This window comes from Prochlorococcus sp. MIT 0801, from assembly GCF_000757865.1.
Taxonomy (GTDB): Bacteria; Cyanobacteriota; Cyanobacteriia; order PCC-6307; family Cyanobiaceae; genus Prochlorococcus_B.
This window is the reverse complement of record NZ_CP007754.1, coordinates 151,835-172,009: the sequence shown is the minus strand read 5'-3', so window position 1 is coordinate 172,009 and position 20,175 is coordinate 151,835. Positions and strand designations below refer to the sequence as shown.

Genomic DNA, 20,175 nt, shown 5'->3' with positions numbered 1-20,175 from the left:
GAAGTCTAAAGAAAAACGATGCAGTCATTTAAACAATAATAGGATTTTTCTTAAATACAAAATTCTCAATTAAAGAATTTTCAATCAGTAAATTCTATGCTTGATTCTTTATCAATTTCCTTTTGAGTTGTTTTTGATTGTAAAATACGACTTAAAATTTCATTTTGTGCTTCTTCTGTTTGGCTAGGACTGTAAGCCAAAGGAGTAGTATATTGAATATTTTTTTTTATTTTATCATATAAATATGGACATCCGTATATAATAATTCCCGATAATCTTTTCTCAATTTCCAAATTTTTTAAAGCGTCTATCCAATGATCATTATGATAATCTAATCCAACAAATGGTTTACCTCTCACAAAAAGCTGAGCAAGAATTTTACTATTACCAAATTGTCCCGATTCTAAAAATCTTTTATTAGTTTTTCCCCACGGACTGATACCAAGTGGATGTATAATTAAATTTTTAAAACCTACTGCCTTAGGTAAATCTAATGCAGGAAAAAATTTGTTAGACACTTGATCAAAATTATCAATTTGTATAAGATTTATATCATTAAATTCAGCTTTTATAGTACTTTCTTCTCGTACAAAAATTGAACTTTTTATTATAGAATTACTAAACTTAGAGGCATCCAATAAAAATTTATTTTTAATATCTTCATTGTTCAAATCTTCTTTTTTAAAATCCTCCTCATTTCTAACTAAATCAAGTTGTTTTTTTCTTCTTTCTCTAGATACATTTAACCTTTCTAAAGAAATTTTTCCTGAATAAAAAGCATCGGTAAGAGAATCAATTGCCTCATCAATATCTTTTGGCATCATAATCAAATCAATTCCTGCATCAAATGCCATAACTGCAGCCTTACCACTACTATATTTATTTGTAATTGCATTCATAACTAAGGCATCACTGACTACTAAACCATCGAATTTAAATTTGATACGTAACAAATCAGTAACCACTCTTTTTGAAAGTGTTGCAGGAAAAATAGGATCAATCTTTGGAAAAAGTAAATGCCCGATCATGACACTATTTACTCCTTGATTGATTAAAGACTTAAATGGAATTAACTCAAATTTCTCTAATTTAGATAAGTCATTATGTATTTCTGGCAGATCCAAGTGAGAGTCAACTTCGGAATTTCCATGCCCAGGAAAATGTTTTGCACAAGTTAGCATTTTTGATCTAGAAACACCCCGCTGAAAAGCACAAGTTAAACTTTTTACTGTTTCAGGCTCTTCCCCCCAAGCTCTTAGATTTATAACTGGGTTATTTGGATTGTTATTGATATCACAGACTGGGGCTAATAGCCAATTTAAACCAATTTTTTTTGCTTCTTTACCAGTAAAATAACCAATCTTCTCAGCAATAGAAATTGCTAAAGTTTGATCTTTTTTATAAATCTGAGCAATACCCATTGGAGGAACAAACTTTGTTCCTCCATAAAATCTTTGACCAACACCTTCCTCAATATCAGCACATAAAAGAAGAGGTTTACCAGACCATTTTTTCAAGATATTGCAACGAATTTCTAATTCTTTTACAGTTCCTCCTAGAAGAATAACTCCACCAACACCTTCTTCTAAAAGTCTTTTTAGATTTGAATTAGATTCCTCTAAGTTAGGGTATAGACGTTGCGAATCAAGATTAAATCCACTTGCTCGAACTACAAATAATTCAGCTACTTGTCTTCTAAGATCAGATTTATTCATCAAGAATTTGGATTGATCTATAAGTCTTTACTTTTACGTTCAAGTTCTAATGCATTGAGAAGATCTAAAACTGCAGGACCTTTTGTCATACCTTTATCAATCTTAAATACAAGCTCAGGAGATCTTCTCATTTGAAGTCTTTGAGCAAGCTCAGCACGAATAAATCCCTTTGCTTCCTCTAAACCAACTAATACTTCATCCTTTTTTTTCTCTTCACCAAAAAGACTGATAAAAATTCTTGCATGCTGTAAATCACCTGAAACTTCAACAGATGTAATGGTAATCATAGCTTGATGAATTCTTTCATCTCTAATCCCATTAACTAAAAGCTCACTAACTTCTCTTTTTAGTAAAGCTGCTAATTTTTCAACCCTTCTTGAATTAGCCATAACTAAGTAATTGCCTCAGGGAAAGCCATAGCCTTTAATAAGAAAACTATTGTCAGAAGTCCGCTTAACATCGCCCCAACGAGAGCAATCGCTGTGATCGGATTACTACCTCTTTTAATTAATGGAGAAATTGCAGCGGTGAAAACCCCCAAGATTATCGTGATGAGATATTTTGGATATCTAGAAACATTAGAAAAAAACTCACCCATTTTTCACCACCAAAAGACTGAATTAATAGCTACTCTGCTAACCATTTGAAGGCACCTAAAATGTTGGAACTTCATCAATTTAGGCACTCACCTTATTGCTTGAAAGTAAGAATGGCTTTGGCTGCAAAAAAGCTTGAATATCGAACCGTTGAGATAACTCCAGCCGTTGGGCAAATAGATATCTTTCAAAAAACAGGACAAAAGAAATTACCCGTGCTTTTTGATAACGAAACAATAATCCATGATTCAAGCTCAATAATACGACACTTAGAGAAAATTGAAATAGAACCAAAATTAATTCCAGAGGGTCTAAAGGAAGCCTCTCAAGTCCAAATAATTGAGAATTGGGCAGATACAACTTTGGCAAAATCTATAAAAATTGTCTTTTTGGAAGAGCTGTCGAAGAATCCAAAATTGATTTCCTCTTTATTCTCCAACAAAATTTGGGATTCTATGCAAAAACCTCTTTTTAATATTCCTACAAAGATTGCTAGTCAAATTTCTGGATTAATAAACCAGAAAGAAAAAGAATCTCTAAAATTAAATCTAGAAAACCTATCAAATTTAATTAATCAAGAAAACTTTCTTATTGGAGACAAGCTTTCTGTTGCTGATATTTCTGTAGCATCACACTTATCATTACTCAAATTCCCAAATTCATCTGGAGAAAATCTAACTGGCCAAGGTTGTTCTATATATGTAAACGATCCAAGTCTGCAAAATCTTTTTAAATGGAGAGACTTCATTGAAGATCAATTAGCAATAACTAATCATCATTAGTCTTTCTAAGTATTAATTTGGATTTCTCTGTTTTAATTGGCAAAGAAATCAGATTTTGCCCAGGTTGATTATAAATCGCCTGAAATTGTTCTCCACAAATATTAAAATCACTCATATTTATTTTATTATTTTGAATAGATCCACATTTTTTAAATTCAGTTAATGTTTCGACCTGGCTAACCCTGCTAAATTCTGGTGTATGAAGGATTTGTAAAATTAATTCATCAGTAATAAAAATATTATTGTCTATTTTTTCTTGCAGTCTTCCTATAATCTTTGTCTCTAAATACCTATCTTCCGTTAATTTAGCAAACTGACGATTAGGAGATTTAGGATCATTCTTTACTGATAAAAAACCACCAGTCTTTGTGCTCAAAGCATAAGACTTAGTGTTGTATTCACGGTCAGCTATTAAATCACCAGAAGTATTGTGAATAAATTTAGCGGAATGAATAATAGGTTCTTGATTCTGATCACTTTCTATCTCGCTAGTAACATCCCATACACCTTCAAACCAATCAGGGTAAATTAAATCATCTTTCAATCCTGGGCGCTTAATGGAAGATGGAAGGCGCCAATCAGGCCAGATTGATTTGCGTTCATAAAGCTTAGATGGTTGAAAATTATTTATTTCAAGGCTACTTTCAGCAAGTGCAGGAACTGTGTAAGTAAAAACAATTAAAATAGAAATTAAAAAAAAGAAAAATTTCTGTCTCATGTCTGATCCTTTAATTAGAGAAATGGATAATTATGTTGTGTTGGTTCCTGGCGAAAGTGAACAATTCCTGGATAAAGAACAAACTCTTTTATGGCTTCAATCTTGGTTAAATAAATTCGATTCATTACCATTGGATCTTGACTGTAAGTCTTCCATAGCAGAAGCGGCTCAACATTTACTTGATACAGCCTGCGACCTAGAAATCAAAACAGGTTTTACAATTCAGTGGTATGCCGTTCGGCTTGAGTCTCCGGGTCAATAAGGATGCTTGGCAAATGTTCAGCAACCATAGTAGCGACCTCATATGGTGATTGATCCTCAACTTCTATTCTCAAATCTGACTCTAAATATATTGGTTTTCTACTTTCATAAATCTGACTAAAATTCTCAGCTAAATTATCCCCAAGTAGTAAAGGGCGTCTCTTTTGATCACTTTCTAATCGTTTAAGTGAACGTTTCAAATCAAGATCTAACCAAATAACTATTCCTTGATGAAGAACGCCCCAGTTTTCAGGCAAGGTAACTAAACCACCTCCGGTAGCAATTACAAGAGAATGATGTTGACTAATTTCTTTTAAAACTTTTTTTTCAACATCCCTAAAGACTTTTTCTCCATCTTTTTCAAAAATAGATGAAATAGATTCTTTAGATGCTTTTTCTATAACATCATCAGTATCAACAAAAGCATAATTGATCATTTTTGCTAGAACTGGACCCGTTTGACTTTTGCCAGAACCCATCATTCCTATCAAAAATATATTTCTACCACCTAACTTTTCTTTAAGAGTTTTAGGGGTTGATTGGACAGCCATAAAGACAGAAGTAACTAAAAGTTATTAAGATGTATGTTGATGTGAAAAATTTATGGAAGCAATCACATCGAATTTCCCTCACGGAGAGGGGAGAACCTGTGTAATCACAAGGCGAGCCTGCTTTAGCGCAAGCCACCTTTATAGGCTTCCTGAATTATCTGATGATGATAATTCAGCTTTGTTTGGCCCATGCTCAATAGCTCCTGGCCACGGACATAATTACGAGTTAATCGTAACCATGGAAGGAGATCTTAATAAATATGGCATGGTCTTAAACCTTTCAGATGTAAAACATGCCATAAAAAATGAAGTAACAAGTCAGCTTGACTTTCGTTTTTTAAATGACACATGGCCTGAGTTTGACCTTTCTAAACCCGAAGGTTGCTTGCCCACAACTGAAAGTTTAGTTCGTATTATATGGGAGCGCCTTAAATCTCACTTACCCCTAAAATCTCTTCGTCTTTACGAAAACCCAAAACTCTGGGCTGACTATCAAGGAAATGCTATGGATGCTTATTTAACAGTTCAAACACACTTCTCAGCCGCTCATCGCTTAGCCAGAGAAGACCTACCTCAAACCGAAAACGAAAAAATATTCGGAAAATGTGCTCGACCTAATGGACATGGTCACAATTACTTAGTAGATATAACTGTCAAAGGAAAGATTAATCCTAGAACTGGAATGATATGTGATTTATCTGCATTAAATAGTTTAATAAATGATTTAGTTGTAGAACCTTTTGATCATACCTTTTTAAATAAAGACATTCCTTATTTTGCAAATTGTGTACCTACAGCTGAAAATATTGCATTACACATTTCAGATAAATTAACTAATCCAATTAATGCGATTGGGGCTAATTTATATAAGATAAAACTACAGGAAAGTCCTAATAATGCTGCAGAAGTTTATGCAAACGTACCTGAATCAACAAGCGATACCAAAGACTCTAAGAATCAGGTTGGTTTGCTGAGATAATTGAAAAAAAAATGGGTTAAATTAGTTTTAGCTTCTAGTATTGATGGACGTATCGCATATCCAGAAGGAGGGAAAACTCAATTAGGTCAATCTGGTGATCGTTTGGTTTTAGAAGAATCACTTGCTTGGTCAGATGGGATTTTAATGGGAGGGCAAACACTGAGAGATCATCAATCAATTTGTTTAATTAAAAATAAAAGCTTACTAAAAAAAAGAACTTCAGAAGGCAAGAACGAACAGCCAATTGCTCTTATAGCAAGCAATCAAATAGATTTTCCAGGAAATTGGCTTTTTTTTCAACAACCTCTTCAAAGATGGTTGCTCCAAATGCAAGATAAGAAAAATGAGATTATGCTTCCTGATGGATTCGATAAAAGAATAAATTTAAAAATCACATGGCGTGATTCTCTTGATGATTTGTATCAGAAAGGAATTGCGAAAATTGTATTACTTGGAGGTGCAAATCTTATTTCAGCTTTTCTTTTAGAGAATCTAATAGATGAATTACAAATCACAATTACACCTCATCTTATAGGAGGAGATTACTGCTGGGTTTCATCTGAATTAAGGAACTTAAATACAATCATGAATAAAAAGAATAGCTGGATTCTAAAAGAAAGTAAAAAGATAGGTAATAACGAATTACTTATTAGATACTTTAGAAATCATTTATCCTGAATATAGATTGAGTATAAAATAAATGAACAATATAAAAATCAAATGGCATGCCACAATCCAAGAAATTCCGAAAATTATTTGGAATAATTTCTTAAAAGGAAATTCAACTCCTTTTTATAAATGGGATTGGTTGAATGCATTAGAAAGATCAAACAGTGTTAGTAGAAAATATGGATGGCAACCATTATTTCTCTCTGCGTGGAGTGAAAATGATTTAATTGCATGTGCACCTCTCTATCTTAAATCTCATAGTTATGGAGAATTTATTTTTGATAATGCCTTTGTTCAACTAGCTCAAGATATGGGACTTCAATATTATCCCAAGCTAATAGGAATGAGTCCATTAAGTCCAATAGAAGGTTATCGCTTTCTTTTTGCAGAAGGAGTTAATGATAGAGACCTCACACAAATATTAATCTCTGAAATTGATAGTTTTGCCAAACAAAATGGAATTCTTAGTTGTAATTTTTTGTATGTAGATCCTAAATGGATGAATGTAGCTGAATCTCTAAATTGCGCTAAGTGGGTCAACCAACAAAGTCTGTTGACATTGAATGAAGAAAAAAGTTTTTCTGATTTTTTACAAAAATTCAATTCCAATCAACGTAGAAATATTAAGAGAGAAAGAGAAAGCATAAGAAAGTGTGGAGTAAAAGTTGAAGCTCTTAGTGGGTCTCAAATAAATGTAATCAATTTAAAAAAAATGCATTATTTTTATCAGCTTCATTGTTCAAGATGGGGAGTATGGGGAAGTAAATACCTCACGGAATCATTTTTCACTGAACTTAGATCAACAGAACTCAAAGAAAATATTGTTTTATTTGACGCAAAAGAAGAAGGAATTGATAAAACAATTGGAATGTCCTTATGCGTGAAAAACGAAAATATGCTTTGGGGACGATATTGGGGTGCAGAAAAAAATATAGATAATTTACATTTTGAAGCTTGTTATTACTCCCCGATTGAGTGGGCAATAGCAAATAAAATAAAATATTTTGACCCTGGAGCAGGAGGTAGTCACAAAAAACGAAGAGGTTTTATTGCTAAACCCAATGCAAGTCTTCATAGATGGTACAACTTACCTATGGATTCATTAATTAGAGAATGGCTACCAAGAGCAAATAAGTTAATGCTTGATCAAATAAACGCTACAAATAATGAAGTACCTTTTAAGTTTGAAGAGCCAAAACTATCAAATACATAGTAACTTCAGACAAATTAAAGACTGAATCTCAATGACAGATAACAATTTACTAGATTCTCCTGAGACCAATAAGTCACTTTCCACCGAGAAAGATACAGTCGATTCTAATGAAGAAAAACCTTTCTTTGCTCAAGGGATTTTTAGTTATAAAGATAAAGGGACTCAAGGTGTTATTACTCTTTTTGGCTATGAACTAACAGCACCAGCAGGCCTGAAAAATCCAGGTATAGTTTATTTATCTTTTATTTTTATTAACCTGCTTATATTTTTAATCTTAAAAAGTTTTATTTCAGGATAATTTGTTGCAGGAAATCTAAAAATTTAATGACTACAGAATAAGTGACTTGTGTATCTTCTTTTTAATTTGTAAATTAAAGAAATGAACAATCTAGATCTTCAAGCAGACTTAATTAACTCAATAAAGCTTATAGACGCTAAATTATCCAAGCGGCAAATAGAGCTTGACCCAAAAGGTTATTTCTTAATAAAAATTGAACCCAAAACGAATGAGTTAATACTTGAACATTATTTAAATGATATCGATCAAAAAGGTCGCGCTATTGATCCAAAGTCTGGAGAACCAATTGGGTGTAAAACAAAAAGTAGCAATCAACCAAACAATATTTATAGAGGGAAGAGTGCCAAGCAATTAGGTATTCAAATCTCCGAGGGTAATGGTTCATTCCCCATCAGTCATTTAGATCATGCGATTTACATTGGTCGTGAACTACAGCGAGCAGAGCAATGCCTGATCACTGGTAAACAATATATTCAAGATTAAAATTAATAAATTCAAACGATAAAGCACTGATGTTCTATTATTAGTGGAGAAATTTAAATCAAATGGGAATTCTTTTTTACTTAGTTTTTGTTGGAGCAGGCCTTTCTGCAGCATTCTTGATTCAAAAAGCCCTTAAAGCTATCAAATTAATCTGAATAAATTAATCACTATTACTAGTATTGGATTAGTTAAAGAGGTTTATATTTAATACTCAGTCAGATATGTATGGTTCTGAAAATATAAAGAACATTAGAATTGATTTAAATTATTCAGACTTAAAAGGAATTCTTCATTAGAATAAAAGAATATTCAATTATTAAAAATCCACCTGCATGGGACCTTCAAGACTAAAGAGTCGTAGACGCCAAGATCTAGGTTCCAAATGGGCGAGAGTTGCAATAGCTATATTATCAACAGTTGGTGTTATAGATACAGGATCTATAACACTAAATAAATGGGGGATTATAGGAAATTTAAACTGTCCAGGTGGATTAGGAGGCTGCGATAAAGTTTTAAATAGCCCTTGGGGGACTTTCTTTCAAACAAATAATTTCTCTATTCCATTATCATTAATAGGTTTAATTAGTTATTTATTAATATTACTAATGGCAATATTCCCATTAATACCTATTCTCAAAAACCAAAAAAATAATATCTCAAAAGTTGCATGGTGGGGATCTTTTTATATATCTACATCTACTTTTATTTTCAGCTTAATTTTAATATCAGTAATGATATTCAAAATTAAAGCTTTCTGTTTTTTCTGTCTTCTTTCTTTTCTTATATCACTTTCAGTCCTATTATTAAATATAATTGGAGGCAGTTGGGAAGATTATGGTAAATTATTTTTTAGAGGTTTTCTTATGTCAGTAGCAGTTCTTTTAGCAGGGCTAATATGGTCATCATCAGTTGATCCTGCTATCAAGGAAGTTTCAAATAATATTTCAGGCATGCCACCTGCGGTAATAGCTATAAGTTCTCCTGACAAAATAAAACTCGCTGAACATTTAACAAAAGAAGGAGCAGTCATGTATAACGCATATTGGTGTCCACATTGTCATGATCAAAAAGAAATGTTCGGGAAAGAAGCTGCAGAAAAATTAAATTTAGTTGAGTGTGCAAAAGATGGTTTTAACAATAAAAGAGAACTTTGTGAAGCTAAAGGGATAACTGGTTTCCCCTCGTGGGAAATTAATGGCTCAATTGATTCAGGAGTGAAAAGCCTAGAAGAATTAGCTGACCTTACCAATTACAAAGAATCTAATGATTTTTAGGGAAGCCAGCTTTATCGACAATGGGTCTTGTATGAATGTTCTTTCCCTTCATTTGTCTAGTATGACATTGCCAAAAAGGAACTGAGGTAGGGAAATCATCTCTAAAATGGCCTCCTCTACTTTCTTCACGAAACAAACAAGCTTCCAACATAAGCAAACTTGACATTTGTCGATTACTCAAATCAAGTAGCAAATTAAGGTCTCTCCTAGCAAGTTCCTCGAATTCATGAATTTCATATTTTGACTGAGAAAAAACCAAATTTAATAAGGGCTCGTTTAAAAGATTTTGATAATCTTGTTTAACTTTTACAAGAGCAGAATTCATTCCTTTTCGTGATCGATCAACTCCAGCTTCACGCCAGCATAATTGTCTAAGTTTTTCAATTTCTTTTGATAAATAACTAGTTCCTTGCTCCTTAGAAAAGCGAAGATCTGATTTGTTAAAACTTAAATTATTTCCTGAAATATCGGAAGTTATAAAATCAGTTAATTCAATATTTCTCATTTGATTTGCAAAGACCAAACATTCCATTAATGAATTACTTGCAAGTCTGTTGGCACCATGCAGGCCAGTACATGCCACCTCACCAATCGCGAAAAGTCCTTTGACATTTGTTTGTGCTTTCAAGTTTGTAGCGACACCACCCATCCAATAATGGGCAGAGGGAGCCACGGGGATTGCTTCTTTTAAAGGTTCTAAGCCAAGCTCTCTGCACCTTTGGAAAATTGACGGAAAGCGCGCTTCTACATCCTCAACAGAAATGGATTTAACATCAAGACCAATGTGATCAACTTTTTGCTTTTGCATCGCTTGAAACAATGCCCTGCTGACTTGATCTCTTGATGCAAGATCTTTCCCTTCAAGATGAGCTACGGGACTCTCGCCGAATGAATCCACTAAAACTGCACCCTCTCCTCTTACCGCTTCAGAAATCAAAAACGAAGGCGCATTATCCAATTTCAGAGCAGTTGGGTGAAACTGAAAAAATTCGAGATCTTCTATGCAAGCCCCAGCTTTCCACGCTAGAGCAATTCCCTCACCTGCTGCTTGAGTTGGATTTGTAGTATTGGCAAATAAATGGCCTCCGCCGCCAGTAGCTAAAACAACTGCCTTTGCTTGGATCCAACGCAAAGCTGGTCCATCTAGAACTTGTACCCCACCACATTTTCCTTTTTCAACCCAAATCTGAGTAACTCTTATTCCTCTTTGATGCAGAACATTACTTCTTTGATCAACTTGCTCATTAAGGACATCAACCAATGCCTTGCCAGTTCTATCTTTTACGTGAAGTACTCTTCTATGAGTGTGAGCAGCTTCAAGAGTTGTAGATAATTTTCCAGAGGTTCTATCAAATTCCATTCCTAGTTTCAAAAGTCTATCTACCAATCTCGGAGCACTATGAACAAACATCTGAACTGCTTCTGAATCACAAAGGCCTGCCCCAGCTTTGATTGTGTCATTAGCATGAATATCCTCGCTATCTTCAATTCGAGTAACAGCAGCCATTCCTCCTTGTGCCCATCTACTGGAAGAACGCTTACTGGTATTGCGGTTTAAAAGTAAAATTTTCAGATTTGATGGCAATTCAAGAGATGACATCAAACCTGCAGCTCCTGCTCCAATAACAATTACATCCCAATTAGTTGAGTAAATATCATTTTTATTAAACCCAGTATTTAAATCCATAAAAGATTAGTTTTCAGATCAATCCACTTAATTGAGGCTGAATCAATGTGGTCGCAAAAAATAAGCCATCAACCCACAAGGTTGTTGTCAAAGCTGAACTTGATACAAGCCAAGCATCAGAAGACAAAGGCTCACTTTTTGATTTTTGATGCATCCAGTTTGCTATCAAAATTATTAAAAGTGCCGCTATTAAAATGGCAAATAATGAAAAAGGTTCTAATAATTGTTCTGCAGTGAAACTCAACATTTTGGAAGCTTCTGAAAAAGGCGCATCTACAACTTCAGGCCAAGCCTTCATGACACCAGTTAAAACAATCATTACGTCAGTAAAAGCAGTTCCTAATAGAGATGCCAAATAAAAACTGGCCCCGATTTTCCATTGAGTCTGTAAGAGGCTTACTGCTATTGGTAAAGCTATTGACTCAACAGGCAAATGCCACACAGGATGAGCTCTTAACCATCCCCAAAAAAGACATCCTCCTAACCAGCTCCAACTCACACCAACCAATAGCGAACCAATAGAGGACCATCTATTACTACAAAATTTAAGTAAATAAAATCCAAGAAAAAAAATTATGAAACTAAATAAAAAAGCTGAGAAAGGGAACACATGAACCCATGGAGCCTGAACAAAAACCGGCAGGACAACCATTGTGCTAGCCCAAAATTGCAATGTCCTTGGCTTTGACAGGTAGGACGTCTCTTGATTTATGGGATTGGTGGGATTGTTTGAGTAAATCAGAATTAATAAAACTGAGTTGGTTTTCAGCTCAACCTTCTATGAATTTACATTCAAGTAGATACCCATACCAAACAGTCTTCGGAATACAAATAATAAAGTTTAAAAAAAAATCTTTAAAATTGCTTAATTGCCATGATTACAATGCTTTTCAAGGTCAAGTTTTAAAAATACTCATAAAAAAAGATGATTCAAAAAAATCTTTTTAATTACTTTTTGTTGAAAATTTACTAATATTAAAAAATAAATGATTCTTCAAGATCAATTTAATTTTTTCAAACCACCCGAGAAGTATAAAAAATTCATTTTCTTGTTTAGGAGCCTAAATGAGCACATTAAAGATAACTCAAAACAAAATTAAACCTGCTGTTGTTGCCTCCATCGAAGAAGGTTCTATAGGCGAGGAGCTTGGATTTGAAGTTGGAGATCGATTAATTAGTATTAATGGTGTAAAGCCAAGAGATCTTATTGATTACAAATTTCTTATGGCTGAAGAAAATATTCAACTAATAATATTAGATGAAAAAGATAACCAACATACAATTGACATTGAAAAAGATTACGACGATGAGTTAGGACTTGCTTTTACTGAAGCTTTATTTGATGGATTAAAACAATGCAATAATCAATGTCCATTTTGTTTTATTGACCAACAACCCCCAGGGAAAAGAAAAAGCCTATACCTAAAAGATGATGACTACAGGCTAAGTTTTTTATATGGTTCTTACTTAACACTTACAAATCTTTCCGAAAAAGACTGGGAGAGAATTGATCAACAAAGACTCACTCCTTTATTTGTATCAGTGCATGCAACAGAACCTTCTTTAAGGTCGAAATTACTAAGAAATCCTAAAGCTATTGACCTTTTTAATCAGTTAGCTTGGTTCTCAAAAAAAAGAATACAAATTCATGCTCAAATTGTTGTTTGCCCTGAAATAAATGATGGAAAAGCTTTAGAACGAACCATCAATGATCTATATAGTTTTGCGCAAGGAGATTTCCCCGTAGTCCTCTCAGCAGCTGTAGTTCCAGTTGGACTAACAAGGTTTCGACCCAGTAATGACGGGCTGATACCCGTGGATCCTGATTGTGCGACAAAAGTAATCAATCAAGTTGAGCCAATGCAAAGAATATTTTATAAATCAACAGGGTCCCGTTTTGCTTGGTTATCTGACGAATGGTATTTAATAGCGAAGAAGGCTTTACCCACTCTTAATTCTTACGAAGATTTACCTCAAAAAGAGAATGGAGTAGGAAGTATTCGCAGTTTTCTTAGAGCAATGGATGAAGCCACAAGAGATCTGCCAACCAAACTTGATCAAAAGAAAACCTGCAGCTGGGTTGTTGGCAAACTTGTTGAAAATGAATTACAGAAGCCTTGCAAGCGAATAAATAAAATAAATAATTTCGCACTCCATCTTTATGGGCTTCCAAGTCCTTATTGGGGGCAAGAACAAATAGTTACTGGCCTACTCACAGGCCAAGACCTCATAAAAGGACTGCGAGGCAAGGAATTAGGCGATGAATTACTTATACCATCTGTCATGCTAAGGCAAGGTGAAAAAATCTTTCTTGATGACATGACACTTCAAGAGCTCTCTTTGTCACTTAATGTATCTGTAAGAATTGTCCATGATGCACAAGACATCGTGAACAAAGCACTTGGTAAAGCATAATTGCTTTACCAAATCCATCTCAGTTTTTCTTATAACTATGAGGAGAGTGAAGAGAAAGTTTCTAATTGTTGCAGGTTTATTTATATCTGGGCTAAATCCTTTGTGGGCTACAAGTTCGCAAAAAATAACTTCAAATATAAAGGTAAAAGGAGACTCAAGGAAAAGCCTAAGTCAAAGTCAAAAACAACAAGGAGTCTTATATGAATTAAATTCGCCTGAAGATCTTTTTTTACCCTCTAGATCGCGCGAAGTATTAGTAAAAACTTATCAAAAAGTTAAGCTTGATCAGTTAGAAAATATACTTATAAATAATAACCGAACAATTAAAATCTACTTAGAAAAAGTTGACCAAGCTAAATCAATATTAAGAAGTTCATTATCATCCTGGTACCCAACATTAAACCTAACAGCTAATGGCATTCCTCAATATTTTGAATCTAATAATTATAATGAATCAAATTTAATACCAGACACTTCAAGTAAACAATGGAGTTCATCTATCTCAGCTCAAATCAAATGGGATTTAATTAATCCTGCGAGAGTCCCAGAGATAGCTTCAGCTAGAGATAGTTTGGAAAAGTCAAAATATTCCTATTCAATAGTTTTAAGAGACTTAAAATTAGAGGCAAAAAAACGTTACTTCAATTTGCAAAAAGCCAATGAAGAAATAGAGGTAGCAAAGAAATCAATTGAATCATCAACTCTTGGTTTAAAAGACGCCGAAATTAGATTTGAATCAGGAATTGGTACAAAATTAGAAGTTCTAGAGGCGAAAACACAATTAGCTAGAGATCAGCAATTATTTAATATTAAATTCGGAGATCAAAAAATTGGTCAAAGATCTCTTGCTGAGATACTGAATTTTCCAGAAGATGTAACGCCGTTGATTGGTTCAAAAACTCAAGTTACAGGTATATGGGATTTATCGTTAGAAGAAAGTATTATAGCTGCTTATAATTCACGAGAAGAACTTGAAAGTATTCTCTTGGATATATCAATTAATAATAACAATGCCAATGCTGCACTAGCTGCTAGCAAACCAAAATTAAGCATCGTAAATACATCGACCTCTTCGTTTGCAAAAGGTGAGTTAAATCAGATATCCCCAAACACCAATAATAAATCTTCCAATTTCTCCAACACCATTGGGCTAAATGCATCATGGTTTATTTTTGATGGAGGCAATTCAAGATCTTTGTATAATTACAATAAAAGTAAAGCAAAAGAAGCAAAACTGGATTTTGCTGCAAGAAGAGCTCAAATCAGAAAAGAAGTTGAAGAATTATTCTTCAAACTAGAGTCGGCCAAACTAAACATTTCTGCTTCATATACAGAAGTTTTATCTGCGAGAGAGTCTCTAAGACTTGCCAAGCTTAGATACAAATCAGGTATTACTACACAACGAGAAGTTGTAAATAACCAAAGAGATTTAACTGATTCCGAGGTTCGTTATATTATTTCGGTAACTAGCTACAACACTTTATTAGCTGATTTAAGTAGACAAACAGGTTTAGATAACATCAAGCCATGTGATATCAAAGTCAATCAACAAAATCAAAGCGACATAGACAGCGAATCAAACCTCTATGAATCGAATTTAATTCCTTTATGTCAGCTATAGCTTCTAACTAAATAAAAATGAATCAAAACCCAATATCTAAACCTCTGAGCAAAGCTCAACTTATATCAATTCATCATTTAGTTGATGAAGTTGGAACACGTCAACTTCAAGATTTTGGACAAATCAACTCTGATATAAAAGCTGATGGAACACTTATTACAGAATGTGATAGGTGGAGTGATAAAACAATAGTTCAAGGGTTATCAAAAATTGCTCCAGGAGAAGGCGTTCTGAGTGAAGAAGGTAAGAAGTCAATTCCTAGCTCCAGTGAATATTGGGTGGTTGACCCACTCGATGGCACAACTAATTTTGCAGCAGGCATTCCTTACTGGGCTATATCAATAGCACGTTTCACAAATGGTGAACCTGAGACAGCCTTCCTGGACATACCAGCCCTGAGAAAAAGAATTTTCGCCATAAAAGGAAAAGGAGTTTGGCTAAATGACAAGCCACTTAAGCCTGAATCACGTTTCAAAAAAAATAGTGACTGCATTTCTCTTTGTAGCCGCTCAATTAAAGTTTTACAAATGAAACCAGAGCAGCCTTTTCCAGGAAAAATAAGACTACTTGGGGTATCCAGTTTAAATATGACTAGTGTTGCCATAGGTCAAACAATTGCTGCTTTAGAGGCAACACCAAAAATATGGGATATTGCAGCTGCATGGCTAATACTCGAGGAACTTAATTGTCTTATCAACTGGTTGGAAACTAATCCAAAAGATATTCTCTCTGGTACAGATCTTACTTCTGTGAATTTTCCATTACTAACAGCATCCTCTGAAGATCAATTAAACAACATGCTGCCATGGGCTACCGCCTTGATTCATGATAGTTAATTCACTTTGTGCTTTGTTTTTTTCATTAAATAAAATTAGCTTCATTAAAAAATTTATGATTTTAAATCTACTGATTCAACTAAGAAAAATCTTCTCCTTAGGAGTTAGCGTGATAACAAATGCTTTATAAATAAAGTGGGCCTGAACTGGAATAAAAAAGCAAGATGGTTTTTTAGCAGTCTCTGGAGAGCTTATGAAAGATGGTCTAAGTGTGATTGCGTCGATTTAAGCGCAGCATTTGCTTACTACACTCTTCAGTCCTTCTTTCCAATATTACTAATCTCCCTATCAGTTGCATCATGGTTTTTAGGAAAACAGCAAGGTATAGAGCAAAGAATAATTGAATTAACTGCTGAAGTTTTACCGTCTGAAGTAATAGCTTTGGTCTCTTCAACTTTAGAACAATTAATTAATCAGGGTTTTGGAGCAGGAATTCTTGGGGCAATGTTTTTAATGATCACTGCTGGCAATGCATATCTAACATTACAAAGAGGAGCCGATCGATTATGGGAAGACGTACTACCAGTTAAATCAAAGCCGGATCCATTAAAAATTCAAGCGTTTCGATTTATCAGAAATCGTATTGAAGCTTTTTTTGTCGTTCTTTTAGTTGGGATTTTGATGGTTATCGATCAAATCAGTGCAAATATTCGTCTGATTCCCGAAGCAGTTTTGGAAGACTTAGCCAACACAACCCCTTGGATTGAAAATGCAATTACAAAAATACCTGTACTTCAAGTAGGTCAATTTATACTTCCTCTAATAGGTTTTTCAACCATGGCACTACTTTTACAAGGTTTACTCCCAAGTAGAAGAGTACCTTTAAAACCACTAATACCAGGAGCTTTGATGATTGGAACTTTGCTAACAATTCTAAATTTGGCAGTTAGTAGAAGTATCCTTTCGTTGGGATCAAGATTTCAAGCTTATGGATTCATTGGCGGAGTACTAGTATTAACTCTTTGGGTTTGGATGGTAGGAGTAATTATTTATTTTGGTCAATGTTGGAGTGTTGTCATTGCAAGCATGCGTCGTAAACGATACGTTTAAACATCATTGAAACAAGCATCTAAATTTAAATTATAATATTTAAATAAATCTCTAAATTACTTATGAATAAGCCATCTTCATTGATTTGGATGGTATTTATTTTAATTATTATTTTACCTACACCAGCTGGGAAATTTATTATTGATTTAGCAGGTGGAATATTCCTTATTATTACAATAATACCATTAATCTTAGGAGGAATTGGATGGTTTACATGGAAAAGAATCCAATCAAAAGTACAAACCTGTGAAGCTTGTGGCTCAACCTTTCTAAATAATCAGACGATTTGTCCAATATGTGGAAAAACCATAACAAAAAACGCAGATATTCTAGAAAACATTCCAGCAAGTGCCGCAACAATTGACATAAAATCCGAAAAGTTAGATTTATAAATTAATCTAATTCTAAAAATTCTGGATTGATTTCATTAATTTCTTGTTCACAACAGTGCAAGAGCTCTTCGCAATGTTTAAGAAGTAGATGACCTTTAATATAATTAATCTGTATTTCATCCAGTGAAATATTTTCATCTTGTACATTATTTAAGATAGTTTCCAGTTCGGATATAGATTCTTCGTAACTTAATCTATTAATATCTTTCTTAAAAATCTCAATATTTTTTTTGTTAGTAGCTTTGTTAGACATTAGTAAATGATTTGGGATGAATTAATCTGCAATTGACATAATAACAAATTTGATTCGATGAATTTATATTTGATCATAATCAATAGTATCAACCTCAACAGTAATTTTTCCATCAAAAAATTGAACTATTAACTTATCATTTTCCTTAACATTTTTGATACTATACATCGAATCACCTGACTCGTTAGTAATTAGAGCAAAACCTCTTTTTAACAATTTTCTTGGAGAAAGTGCATTCAAAATATCGTACATATAATTTATTCTTGTTCTTTTATTTTTAATTAATAGACGAGGAGAATGAGATTTAAAAAAAGATTTCTTTGTAATTAATGATTTCTTGGTATTCTGAAAAAACAATTTCAAATAATCTTTAAGTATTTTTTTATTTTGCAAAAACTTATTTTTTTCAATTTCTCTTGATGGTAAAAGATCAACAATAGCAGCAGTTGGAGTAGCAGATCTATGGTCTGCAACAAGATCAGAAACAGTTAAATCATCTTCATGACCTATTCCTGTAATTACTGGTATTGATAATGTTGCGATTTCTCTGGCTATGATTTCACTATCGAACAACATTAAATCTTCTCTGCTGCCTCCTCCTCTAGCTATAATTAAAGCGTCTAATTTTAACTTATTTATTTTTAATTTACTTAAAATTGATATCAATTTATTTTCATTATTTCCTTGAACAGGAATAGGAATTATATGCAGTTTCGTTAATGGCCATCTCTCCTTAGATGTTCTAAGCATGTCAGCTAAAGCAGAGCTTGGAACACTTGTAAGAATACCAATTGAATTGGGGTATTTTGGCAATTTTTTTCGTAAAGAATCGTCTATCAAACCTTCTTTAAAAAGTTTTGATTTGACTATTTCGAACTTCTTAAGAACAGTAGAAATACTTGGTCGAATATCAAAAACTTGTACCGATACTCTTGCTTTAGATTCCCAGAAATTTAATTTACCAACAATGACAACACCATCATCTTGCTTTGGTAAAAATTTTAAAGACTTTATTGTTGATGACCACGCAACTCCATCTATACTTGCTTTCCCGTCCGTGAAAGTTAACCATAAATGACCTTTTTTAATTTGCGATTTAGAAACTGTGGCTTTAAGTATAAATTTTGGTGCAAAGCCTCTTGCTAGTAATAAACCTATAGATTCGTTTAACTCGTTAACACTATATGTACTTAAAGATTTTCTAGCGTTTTTGAGATCAGTCAAACTATTAAAAATAAAAAACTAACAATTAGTTTTTCAACCGATTCCCATCTGAGTTAAAATTCCTTGCCCTGTTAAAAGTTCTGTTGTTAAACCTATTAAAATACCCATCATGGCCAAACGTCCATTCCATATCTCAGCAAAATTTACAAATCCATAACGAGGTTCGAAGTTATCTTTCATTTGTTAATCGAAATCAACTCAATAATACTAAACAAAAGCTCAAAATGAGAAAACATATATTTTGACTCTTGAAATTAATTTATTCTTTAGAGTTTTCAATATCTATCTAACATGTCTTGCACCATCAACTGGATGATAGTCCTCTCCAGTTAGTTCCTCGTAAATAATTGCTGGTAATCCCGTTTCGAACATCGTTTGCAGAGCTTCTTTTAGATAAGGATTCCATCCACCAGTACTAACTTCTCCATGTCTTACAGTCCAATCCCATGTCCCTTGTAAATCTCTAGGCATTCTTCCCTCTCTGTCTCTTCTAGCAACCAAATCAAGGGACTCTACCAACCCAACTTGAATCGGATCTTTTCCATAAGCTGGAGTAAGACTTAATTCAAGCCTTACTGGATCTTCCTTTAATAATCTGATACGAAACCTTGGAGGTAACTTCATGTTTTTCAAGACTGCAGCGACTATGCGCGTTCTTTGTTCCAAAATTAAAAACCTCTTAGATAACTATGTAATGTCAAACCCAAAAAATCTAATGAAAATTATTCAGAAGGCTTTTCAGATGATTGTGGATGATCAGTGTCCTTAGAAAAACGAACTGTGAGCAAATCTTCATCAGTAATGCTTCCATTTTTATCTAAAAGCTCAGGATGAACAGTAACCAAACCTGTTCGATCATCGACTTTTTTCTTTGAAAATGAATCTTGAGTCTTAAATGATGCTTGACCTGAGAAAAAACCATTTAGCATTATCCTGGCAGCCAAAATCAACAAAACAACAACTGAAAAGCCATATACAAAAGGTAGAAAATTGCTCAACATTTGCAAAAAATGATAAATCAAAAACTGAATGCATTAATTCAGATTAAGTTTTGAAGTCGTTCTAGTTTCATTGTCAATCACAGAATAAATCAGATTATTATTCTAGAGGAAAGAAAGTTCAAAAAAAGTTATTTAGTAAAAATCTAGGGTAATAAAA

At 33.5% G+C, this 20,175-nt stretch carries 27 protein-coding genes; 15 read left to right on the top strand and 12 right to left on the bottom strand.

Annotated elements, in window-relative coordinates; translation table 11 throughout:
* Positions 1-80: 80 nt before the first annotated feature.
* Genes EW15_RS00865 through EW15_RS00855 form a run of 3 tightly spaced genes read right to left on the bottom strand, consistent with a single transcriptional unit; the run spans position 81 to position 2,313 of the window.
* Entirely contained in the window at positions 81-1,715 is a 1,635-nt protein-coding gene (locus tag EW15_RS00865) for a glycoside hydrolase family 3 N-terminal domain-containing protein (RefSeq protein WP_038650783.1), read from the bottom strand.
* Positions 1,716-1,732: 17 nt separating this feature from the next.
* Positions 1,733-2,104, bottom strand: a complete 372-nt coding sequence (rbfA, locus tag EW15_RS00860; protein WP_038650780.1) for a 30S ribosome-binding factor RbfA — start codon at positions 2,102-2,104, stop codon at positions 1,733-1,735.
* A gap of 2 nt (positions 2,105-2,106) precedes the next feature.
* Positions 2,107-2,313 (bottom strand): DUF751 family protein, encoded by a 207-nt coding sequence (locus EW15_RS00855; protein ID WP_038650777.1) that lies wholly within the window; start codon positions 2,311-2,313, stop codon positions 2,107-2,109.
* A 45-nt stretch (positions 2,314-2,358) separates the two neighbouring features.
* Between EW15_RS00855 and EW15_RS00850 the strand changes: the two genes are divergently transcribed.
* Positions 2,359-3,093: a glutathione S-transferase N-terminal domain-containing protein gene (locus EW15_RS00850; RefSeq protein ID WP_225866578.1), complete on the top strand. Its 735-nt coding sequence runs from the start codon at positions 2,359-2,361 to the stop codon at positions 3,091-3,093.
* On the opposite strand, the gene EW15_RS00845 is transcribed toward EW15_RS00850, so the two are convergent.
* On the bottom strand, positions 3,080-3,811 hold the full coding sequence (locus EW15_RS00845) for a DUF6816 family protein (protein ID WP_038650774.1): 732 nt from the start codon (positions 3,809-3,811) through the stop codon (positions 3,080-3,082). The genes EW15_RS00850 and EW15_RS00845 overlap by 14 nt on opposite strands.
* Between EW15_RS00845 and EW15_RS00840 the strand changes: the two genes are divergently transcribed.
* Positions 3,810-4,073 (top strand): chlororespiratory reduction protein 7, encoded by a 264-nt coding sequence (locus EW15_RS00840; protein ID WP_011822969.1) that lies wholly within the window; start codon positions 3,810-3,812, stop codon positions 4,071-4,073. The genes EW15_RS00845 and EW15_RS00840 overlap by 2 nt on opposite strands.
* Here EW15_RS00840 and EW15_RS00835 read toward each other — a convergent pair.
* Positions 4,027-4,623, bottom strand: a complete 597-nt coding sequence (locus EW15_RS00835) for a shikimate kinase (RefSeq protein WP_038650768.1) — start codon at positions 4,621-4,623, stop codon at positions 4,027-4,029. The two genes, EW15_RS00840 and EW15_RS00835, sit on opposite strands and share 47 nt — an antisense overlap.
* Positions 4,624-4,675: 52 nt before the next feature.
* Here EW15_RS00835 and EW15_RS00830 point away from each other — a divergent pair, with 52 nt between their 5' ends.
* The 7 genes from EW15_RS00830 (at position 4,676) to EW15_RS00800 (ending at position 9,539) form a co-directional block, all read left to right on the top strand.
* On the top strand, positions 4,676-5,602 hold the full coding sequence (locus EW15_RS00830) for a 6-carboxytetrahydropterin synthase (protein ID WP_038650765.1): 927 nt from the start codon (positions 4,676-4,678) through the stop codon (positions 5,600-5,602).
* Positions 5,603-6,280, top strand: a complete 678-nt coding sequence (locus tag EW15_RS00825; protein ID WP_038650762.1) for a RibD family protein — start codon at positions 5,603-5,605, stop codon at positions 6,278-6,280.
* 22 nt (positions 6,281-6,302) lie between these two features.
* Entirely contained in the window at positions 6,303-7,484 is a 1,182-nt protein-coding gene (locus tag EW15_RS00820; protein ID WP_038650759.1) for a GNAT family N-acetyltransferase, read from the top strand.
* A gap of 31 nt (positions 7,485-7,515) precedes the next feature.
* Complete coding sequence (locus EW15_RS00815; protein WP_011294104.1) at positions 7,516-7,782, top strand: hypothetical protein; 267 nt, start codon at positions 7,516-7,518, stop codon at positions 7,780-7,782.
* An 81-nt stretch (positions 7,783-7,863) separates the two neighbouring features.
* Complete coding sequence (locus EW15_RS00810) at positions 7,864-8,265, top strand: DUF4346 domain-containing protein (protein ID WP_038650756.1); 402 nt, start codon at positions 7,864-7,866, stop codon at positions 8,263-8,265.
* 62 nt (positions 8,266-8,327) lie between these two features.
* A complete protein-coding gene (gene petL, locus EW15_RS00805; RefSeq protein WP_011294102.1) occupies positions 8,328-8,420 on the top strand; it encodes a cytochrome b6-f complex subunit PetL in 93 nt (30 codons plus the stop codon).
* Between the two features lie 177 nt (positions 8,421-8,597).
* On the top strand, positions 8,598-9,539 hold the full coding sequence (locus EW15_RS00800) for a vitamin K epoxide reductase family protein (protein WP_038650753.1): 942 nt from the start codon (positions 8,598-8,600) through the stop codon (positions 9,537-9,539).
* On the opposite strand, the gene nadB is transcribed toward EW15_RS00800, so the two are convergent.
* On the bottom strand, positions 9,526-11,226 hold the full coding sequence (nadB, locus tag EW15_RS00795; protein ID WP_038650750.1) for an L-aspartate oxidase: 1,701 nt from the start codon (positions 11,224-11,226) through the stop codon (positions 9,526-9,528). The two genes, EW15_RS00800 and nadB, sit on opposite strands and share 14 nt — an antisense overlap.
* A 13-nt stretch (positions 11,227-11,239) precedes the next feature.
* The gene (locus EW15_RS00790; RefSeq protein WP_038650747.1) at positions 11,240-11,899 is read right to left on the bottom strand and encodes a DUF3120 domain-containing protein; all 660 of its coding nucleotides are present in this window, start codon (positions 11,897-11,899) and stop codon (positions 11,240-11,242) included.
* Between EW15_RS00790 and EW15_RS00785 the strand changes: the two genes are divergently transcribed.
* The 6 genes from EW15_RS00785 to EW15_RS00760 all read left to right on the top strand — a co-directional run bounded on the left by EW15_RS00785 (position 11,899) and on the right by EW15_RS00760 (position 17,540).
* On the top strand, positions 11,899-12,174 hold the full coding sequence (locus EW15_RS00785; RefSeq protein WP_225866576.1) for a hypothetical protein: 276 nt from the start codon (positions 11,899-11,901) through the stop codon (positions 12,172-12,174). The genes EW15_RS00790 and EW15_RS00785 overlap by 1 nt on opposite strands.
* Before the next feature lie 117 nt (positions 12,175-12,291).
* Positions 12,292-13,641 carry a TIGR03279 family radical SAM protein gene (locus tag EW15_RS00780; RefSeq protein WP_038650743.1) on the top strand — a complete coding sequence of 450 codons (1,350 nt, stop codon included), beginning with the start codon at positions 12,292-12,294 and terminating at the stop codon, positions 13,639-13,641.
* A 37-nt stretch (positions 13,642-13,678) separates the two neighbouring features.
* Complete coding sequence (locus EW15_RS00775) at positions 13,679-15,262, top strand: TolC family protein (protein WP_038650740.1); 1,584 nt, start codon at positions 13,679-13,681, stop codon at positions 15,260-15,262.
* A gap of 17 nt (positions 15,263-15,279) precedes the next feature.
* Positions 15,280-16,098, top strand: a complete 819-nt coding sequence (locus EW15_RS00770) for an inositol monophosphatase family protein (RefSeq protein ID WP_038650737.1) — start codon at positions 15,280-15,282, stop codon at positions 16,096-16,098.
* Between the two features lie 135 nt (positions 16,099-16,233).
* On the top strand, positions 16,234-17,148 hold the full coding sequence (locus EW15_RS00765; protein ID WP_038650734.1) for a YihY/virulence factor BrkB family protein: 915 nt from the start codon (positions 16,234-16,236) through the stop codon (positions 17,146-17,148).
* Between the two features lie 62 nt (positions 17,149-17,210).
* On the top strand, positions 17,211-17,540 hold the full coding sequence (locus EW15_RS00760; RefSeq protein WP_038650731.1) for a hypothetical protein: 330 nt from the start codon (positions 17,211-17,213) through the stop codon (positions 17,538-17,540).
* A 1-nt stretch (position 17,541) separates the two neighbouring features.
* Here EW15_RS00760 and xseB read toward each other — a convergent pair whose 3' ends face one another.
* The 5 genes from xseB to EW15_RS00735 form a co-directional block, all read right to left on the bottom strand.
* Positions 17,542-17,793, bottom strand: a complete 252-nt coding sequence (xseB, locus tag EW15_RS00755; RefSeq protein ID WP_038650728.1) for an exodeoxyribonuclease VII small subunit — start codon at positions 17,791-17,793, stop codon at positions 17,542-17,544.
* A gap of 63 nt (positions 17,794-17,856) precedes the next feature.
* Positions 17,857-19,017 (bottom strand): exodeoxyribonuclease VII large subunit, encoded by a 1,161-nt coding sequence (gene xseA, locus EW15_RS00750; protein ID WP_038650725.1) that lies wholly within the window; start codon positions 19,015-19,017, stop codon positions 17,857-17,859.
* Between the two features lie 33 nt (positions 19,018-19,050).
* Positions 19,051-19,197 (bottom strand): chlorophyll a/b-binding protein, encoded by a 147-nt coding sequence (locus EW15_RS00745; RefSeq protein ID WP_011294091.1) that lies wholly within the window; start codon positions 19,195-19,197, stop codon positions 19,051-19,053.
* A gap of 102 nt (positions 19,198-19,299) precedes the next feature.
* Entirely contained in the window at positions 19,300-19,683 is a 384-nt protein-coding gene (locus tag EW15_RS00740; RefSeq protein ID WP_038650721.1) for a hypothetical protein, read from the bottom strand.
* A gap of 56 nt (positions 19,684-19,739) precedes the next feature.
* The gene (locus tag EW15_RS00735; RefSeq protein WP_038654949.1) at positions 19,740-20,018 is read right to left on the bottom strand and encodes a DUF2973 domain-containing protein; all 279 of its coding nucleotides are present in this window, start codon (positions 20,016-20,018) and stop codon (positions 19,740-19,742) included.
* Between the last annotated feature and the right edge of the window lie 157 nt (positions 20,019-20,175).

Bases quoted from the DNA above. Each gene is read 5' to 3' on its own strand.
- EW15_RS00760 (WP_038650731.1), top strand. From the start codon at position 17,211: ATGAATAAGCCATCTTCATTGATTTGGATGGTATTTATTTTAATTATT.
- EW15_RS00735 (WP_038654949.1), bottom strand. From the start codon at position 20,018: ATGTTGAGCAATTTTCTACCTTTTGTATATGGCTTTTCAGTTGTTGTT.
- nadB (WP_038650750.1), bottom strand. From the start codon at position 11,226: ATGGATTTAAATACTGGGTTTAATAAAAATGATATTTACTCAACTAAT.
- EW15_RS00810 (WP_038650756.1), top strand. From the start codon at position 7,864: ATGAACAATCTAGATCTTCAAGCAGACTTAATTAACTCAATAAAGCTT.
- EW15_RS00830 (WP_038650765.1), top strand. From the start codon at position 4,676: ATGGAAGCAATCACATCGAATTTCCCTCACGGAGAGGGGAGAACCTGT.
- EW15_RS00845 (WP_038650774.1), bottom strand. From the start codon at position 3,811: ATGAGACAGAAATTTTTCTTTTTTTTAATTTCTATTTTAATTGTTTTT.
- EW15_RS00835 (WP_038650768.1), bottom strand. From the start codon at position 4,623: ATGGCTGTCCAATCAACCCCTAAAACTCTTAAAGAAAAGTTAGGTGGT.
- EW15_RS00770 (WP_038650737.1), top strand. From the start codon at position 15,280: ATGAATCAAAACCCAATATCTAAACCTCTGAGCAAAGCTCAACTTATA.
- petL (WP_011294102.1), top strand. From the start codon at position 8,328: ATGGGAATTCTTTTTTACTTAGTTTTTGTTGGAGCAGGCCTTTCTGCA.
- EW15_RS00855 (WP_038650777.1), bottom strand. From the start codon at position 2,313: ATGGGTGAGTTTTTTTCTAATGTTTCTAGATATCCAAAATATCTCATC.
- EW15_RS00775 (WP_038650740.1), top strand. From the start codon at position 13,679: ATGAGGAGAGTGAAGAGAAAGTTTCTAATTGTTGCAGGTTTATTTATA.
- EW15_RS00840 (WP_011822969.1), top strand. From the start codon at position 3,810: ATGTCTGATCCTTTAATTAGAGAAATGGATAATTATGTTGTGTTGGTT.
- EW15_RS00865 (WP_038650783.1), bottom strand. From the start codon at position 1,715: ATGAATAAATCTGATCTTAGAAGACAAGTAGCTGAATTATTTGTAGTT.
- EW15_RS00785 (WP_225866576.1), top strand. From the start codon at position 11,899: ATGTCCTTGGCTTTGACAGGTAGGACGTCTCTTGATTTATGGGATTGG.
- EW15_RS00780 (WP_038650743.1), top strand. From the start codon at position 12,292: ATGAGCACATTAAAGATAACTCAAAACAAAATTAAACCTGCTGTTGTT.
- EW15_RS00815 (WP_011294104.1), top strand. From the start codon at position 7,516: ATGACAGATAACAATTTACTAGATTCTCCTGAGACCAATAAGTCACTT.
- xseB (WP_038650728.1), bottom strand. From the start codon at position 17,793: ATGTCTAACAAAGCTACTAACAAAAAAAATATTGAGATTTTTAAGAAA.
- EW15_RS00820 (WP_038650759.1), top strand. From the start codon at position 6,303: ATGAACAATATAAAAATCAAATGGCATGCCACAATCCAAGAAATTCCG.
- EW15_RS00800 (WP_038650753.1), top strand. From the start codon at position 8,598: ATGGGACCTTCAAGACTAAAGAGTCGTAGACGCCAAGATCTAGGTTCC.
- EW15_RS00745 (WP_011294091.1), bottom strand. From the start codon at position 19,197: ATGAAAGATAACTTCGAACCTCGTTATGGATTTGTAAATTTTGCTGAG.
- rbfA (WP_038650780.1), bottom strand. From the start codon at position 2,104: ATGGCTAATTCAAGAAGGGTTGAAAAATTAGCAGCTTTACTAAAAAGA.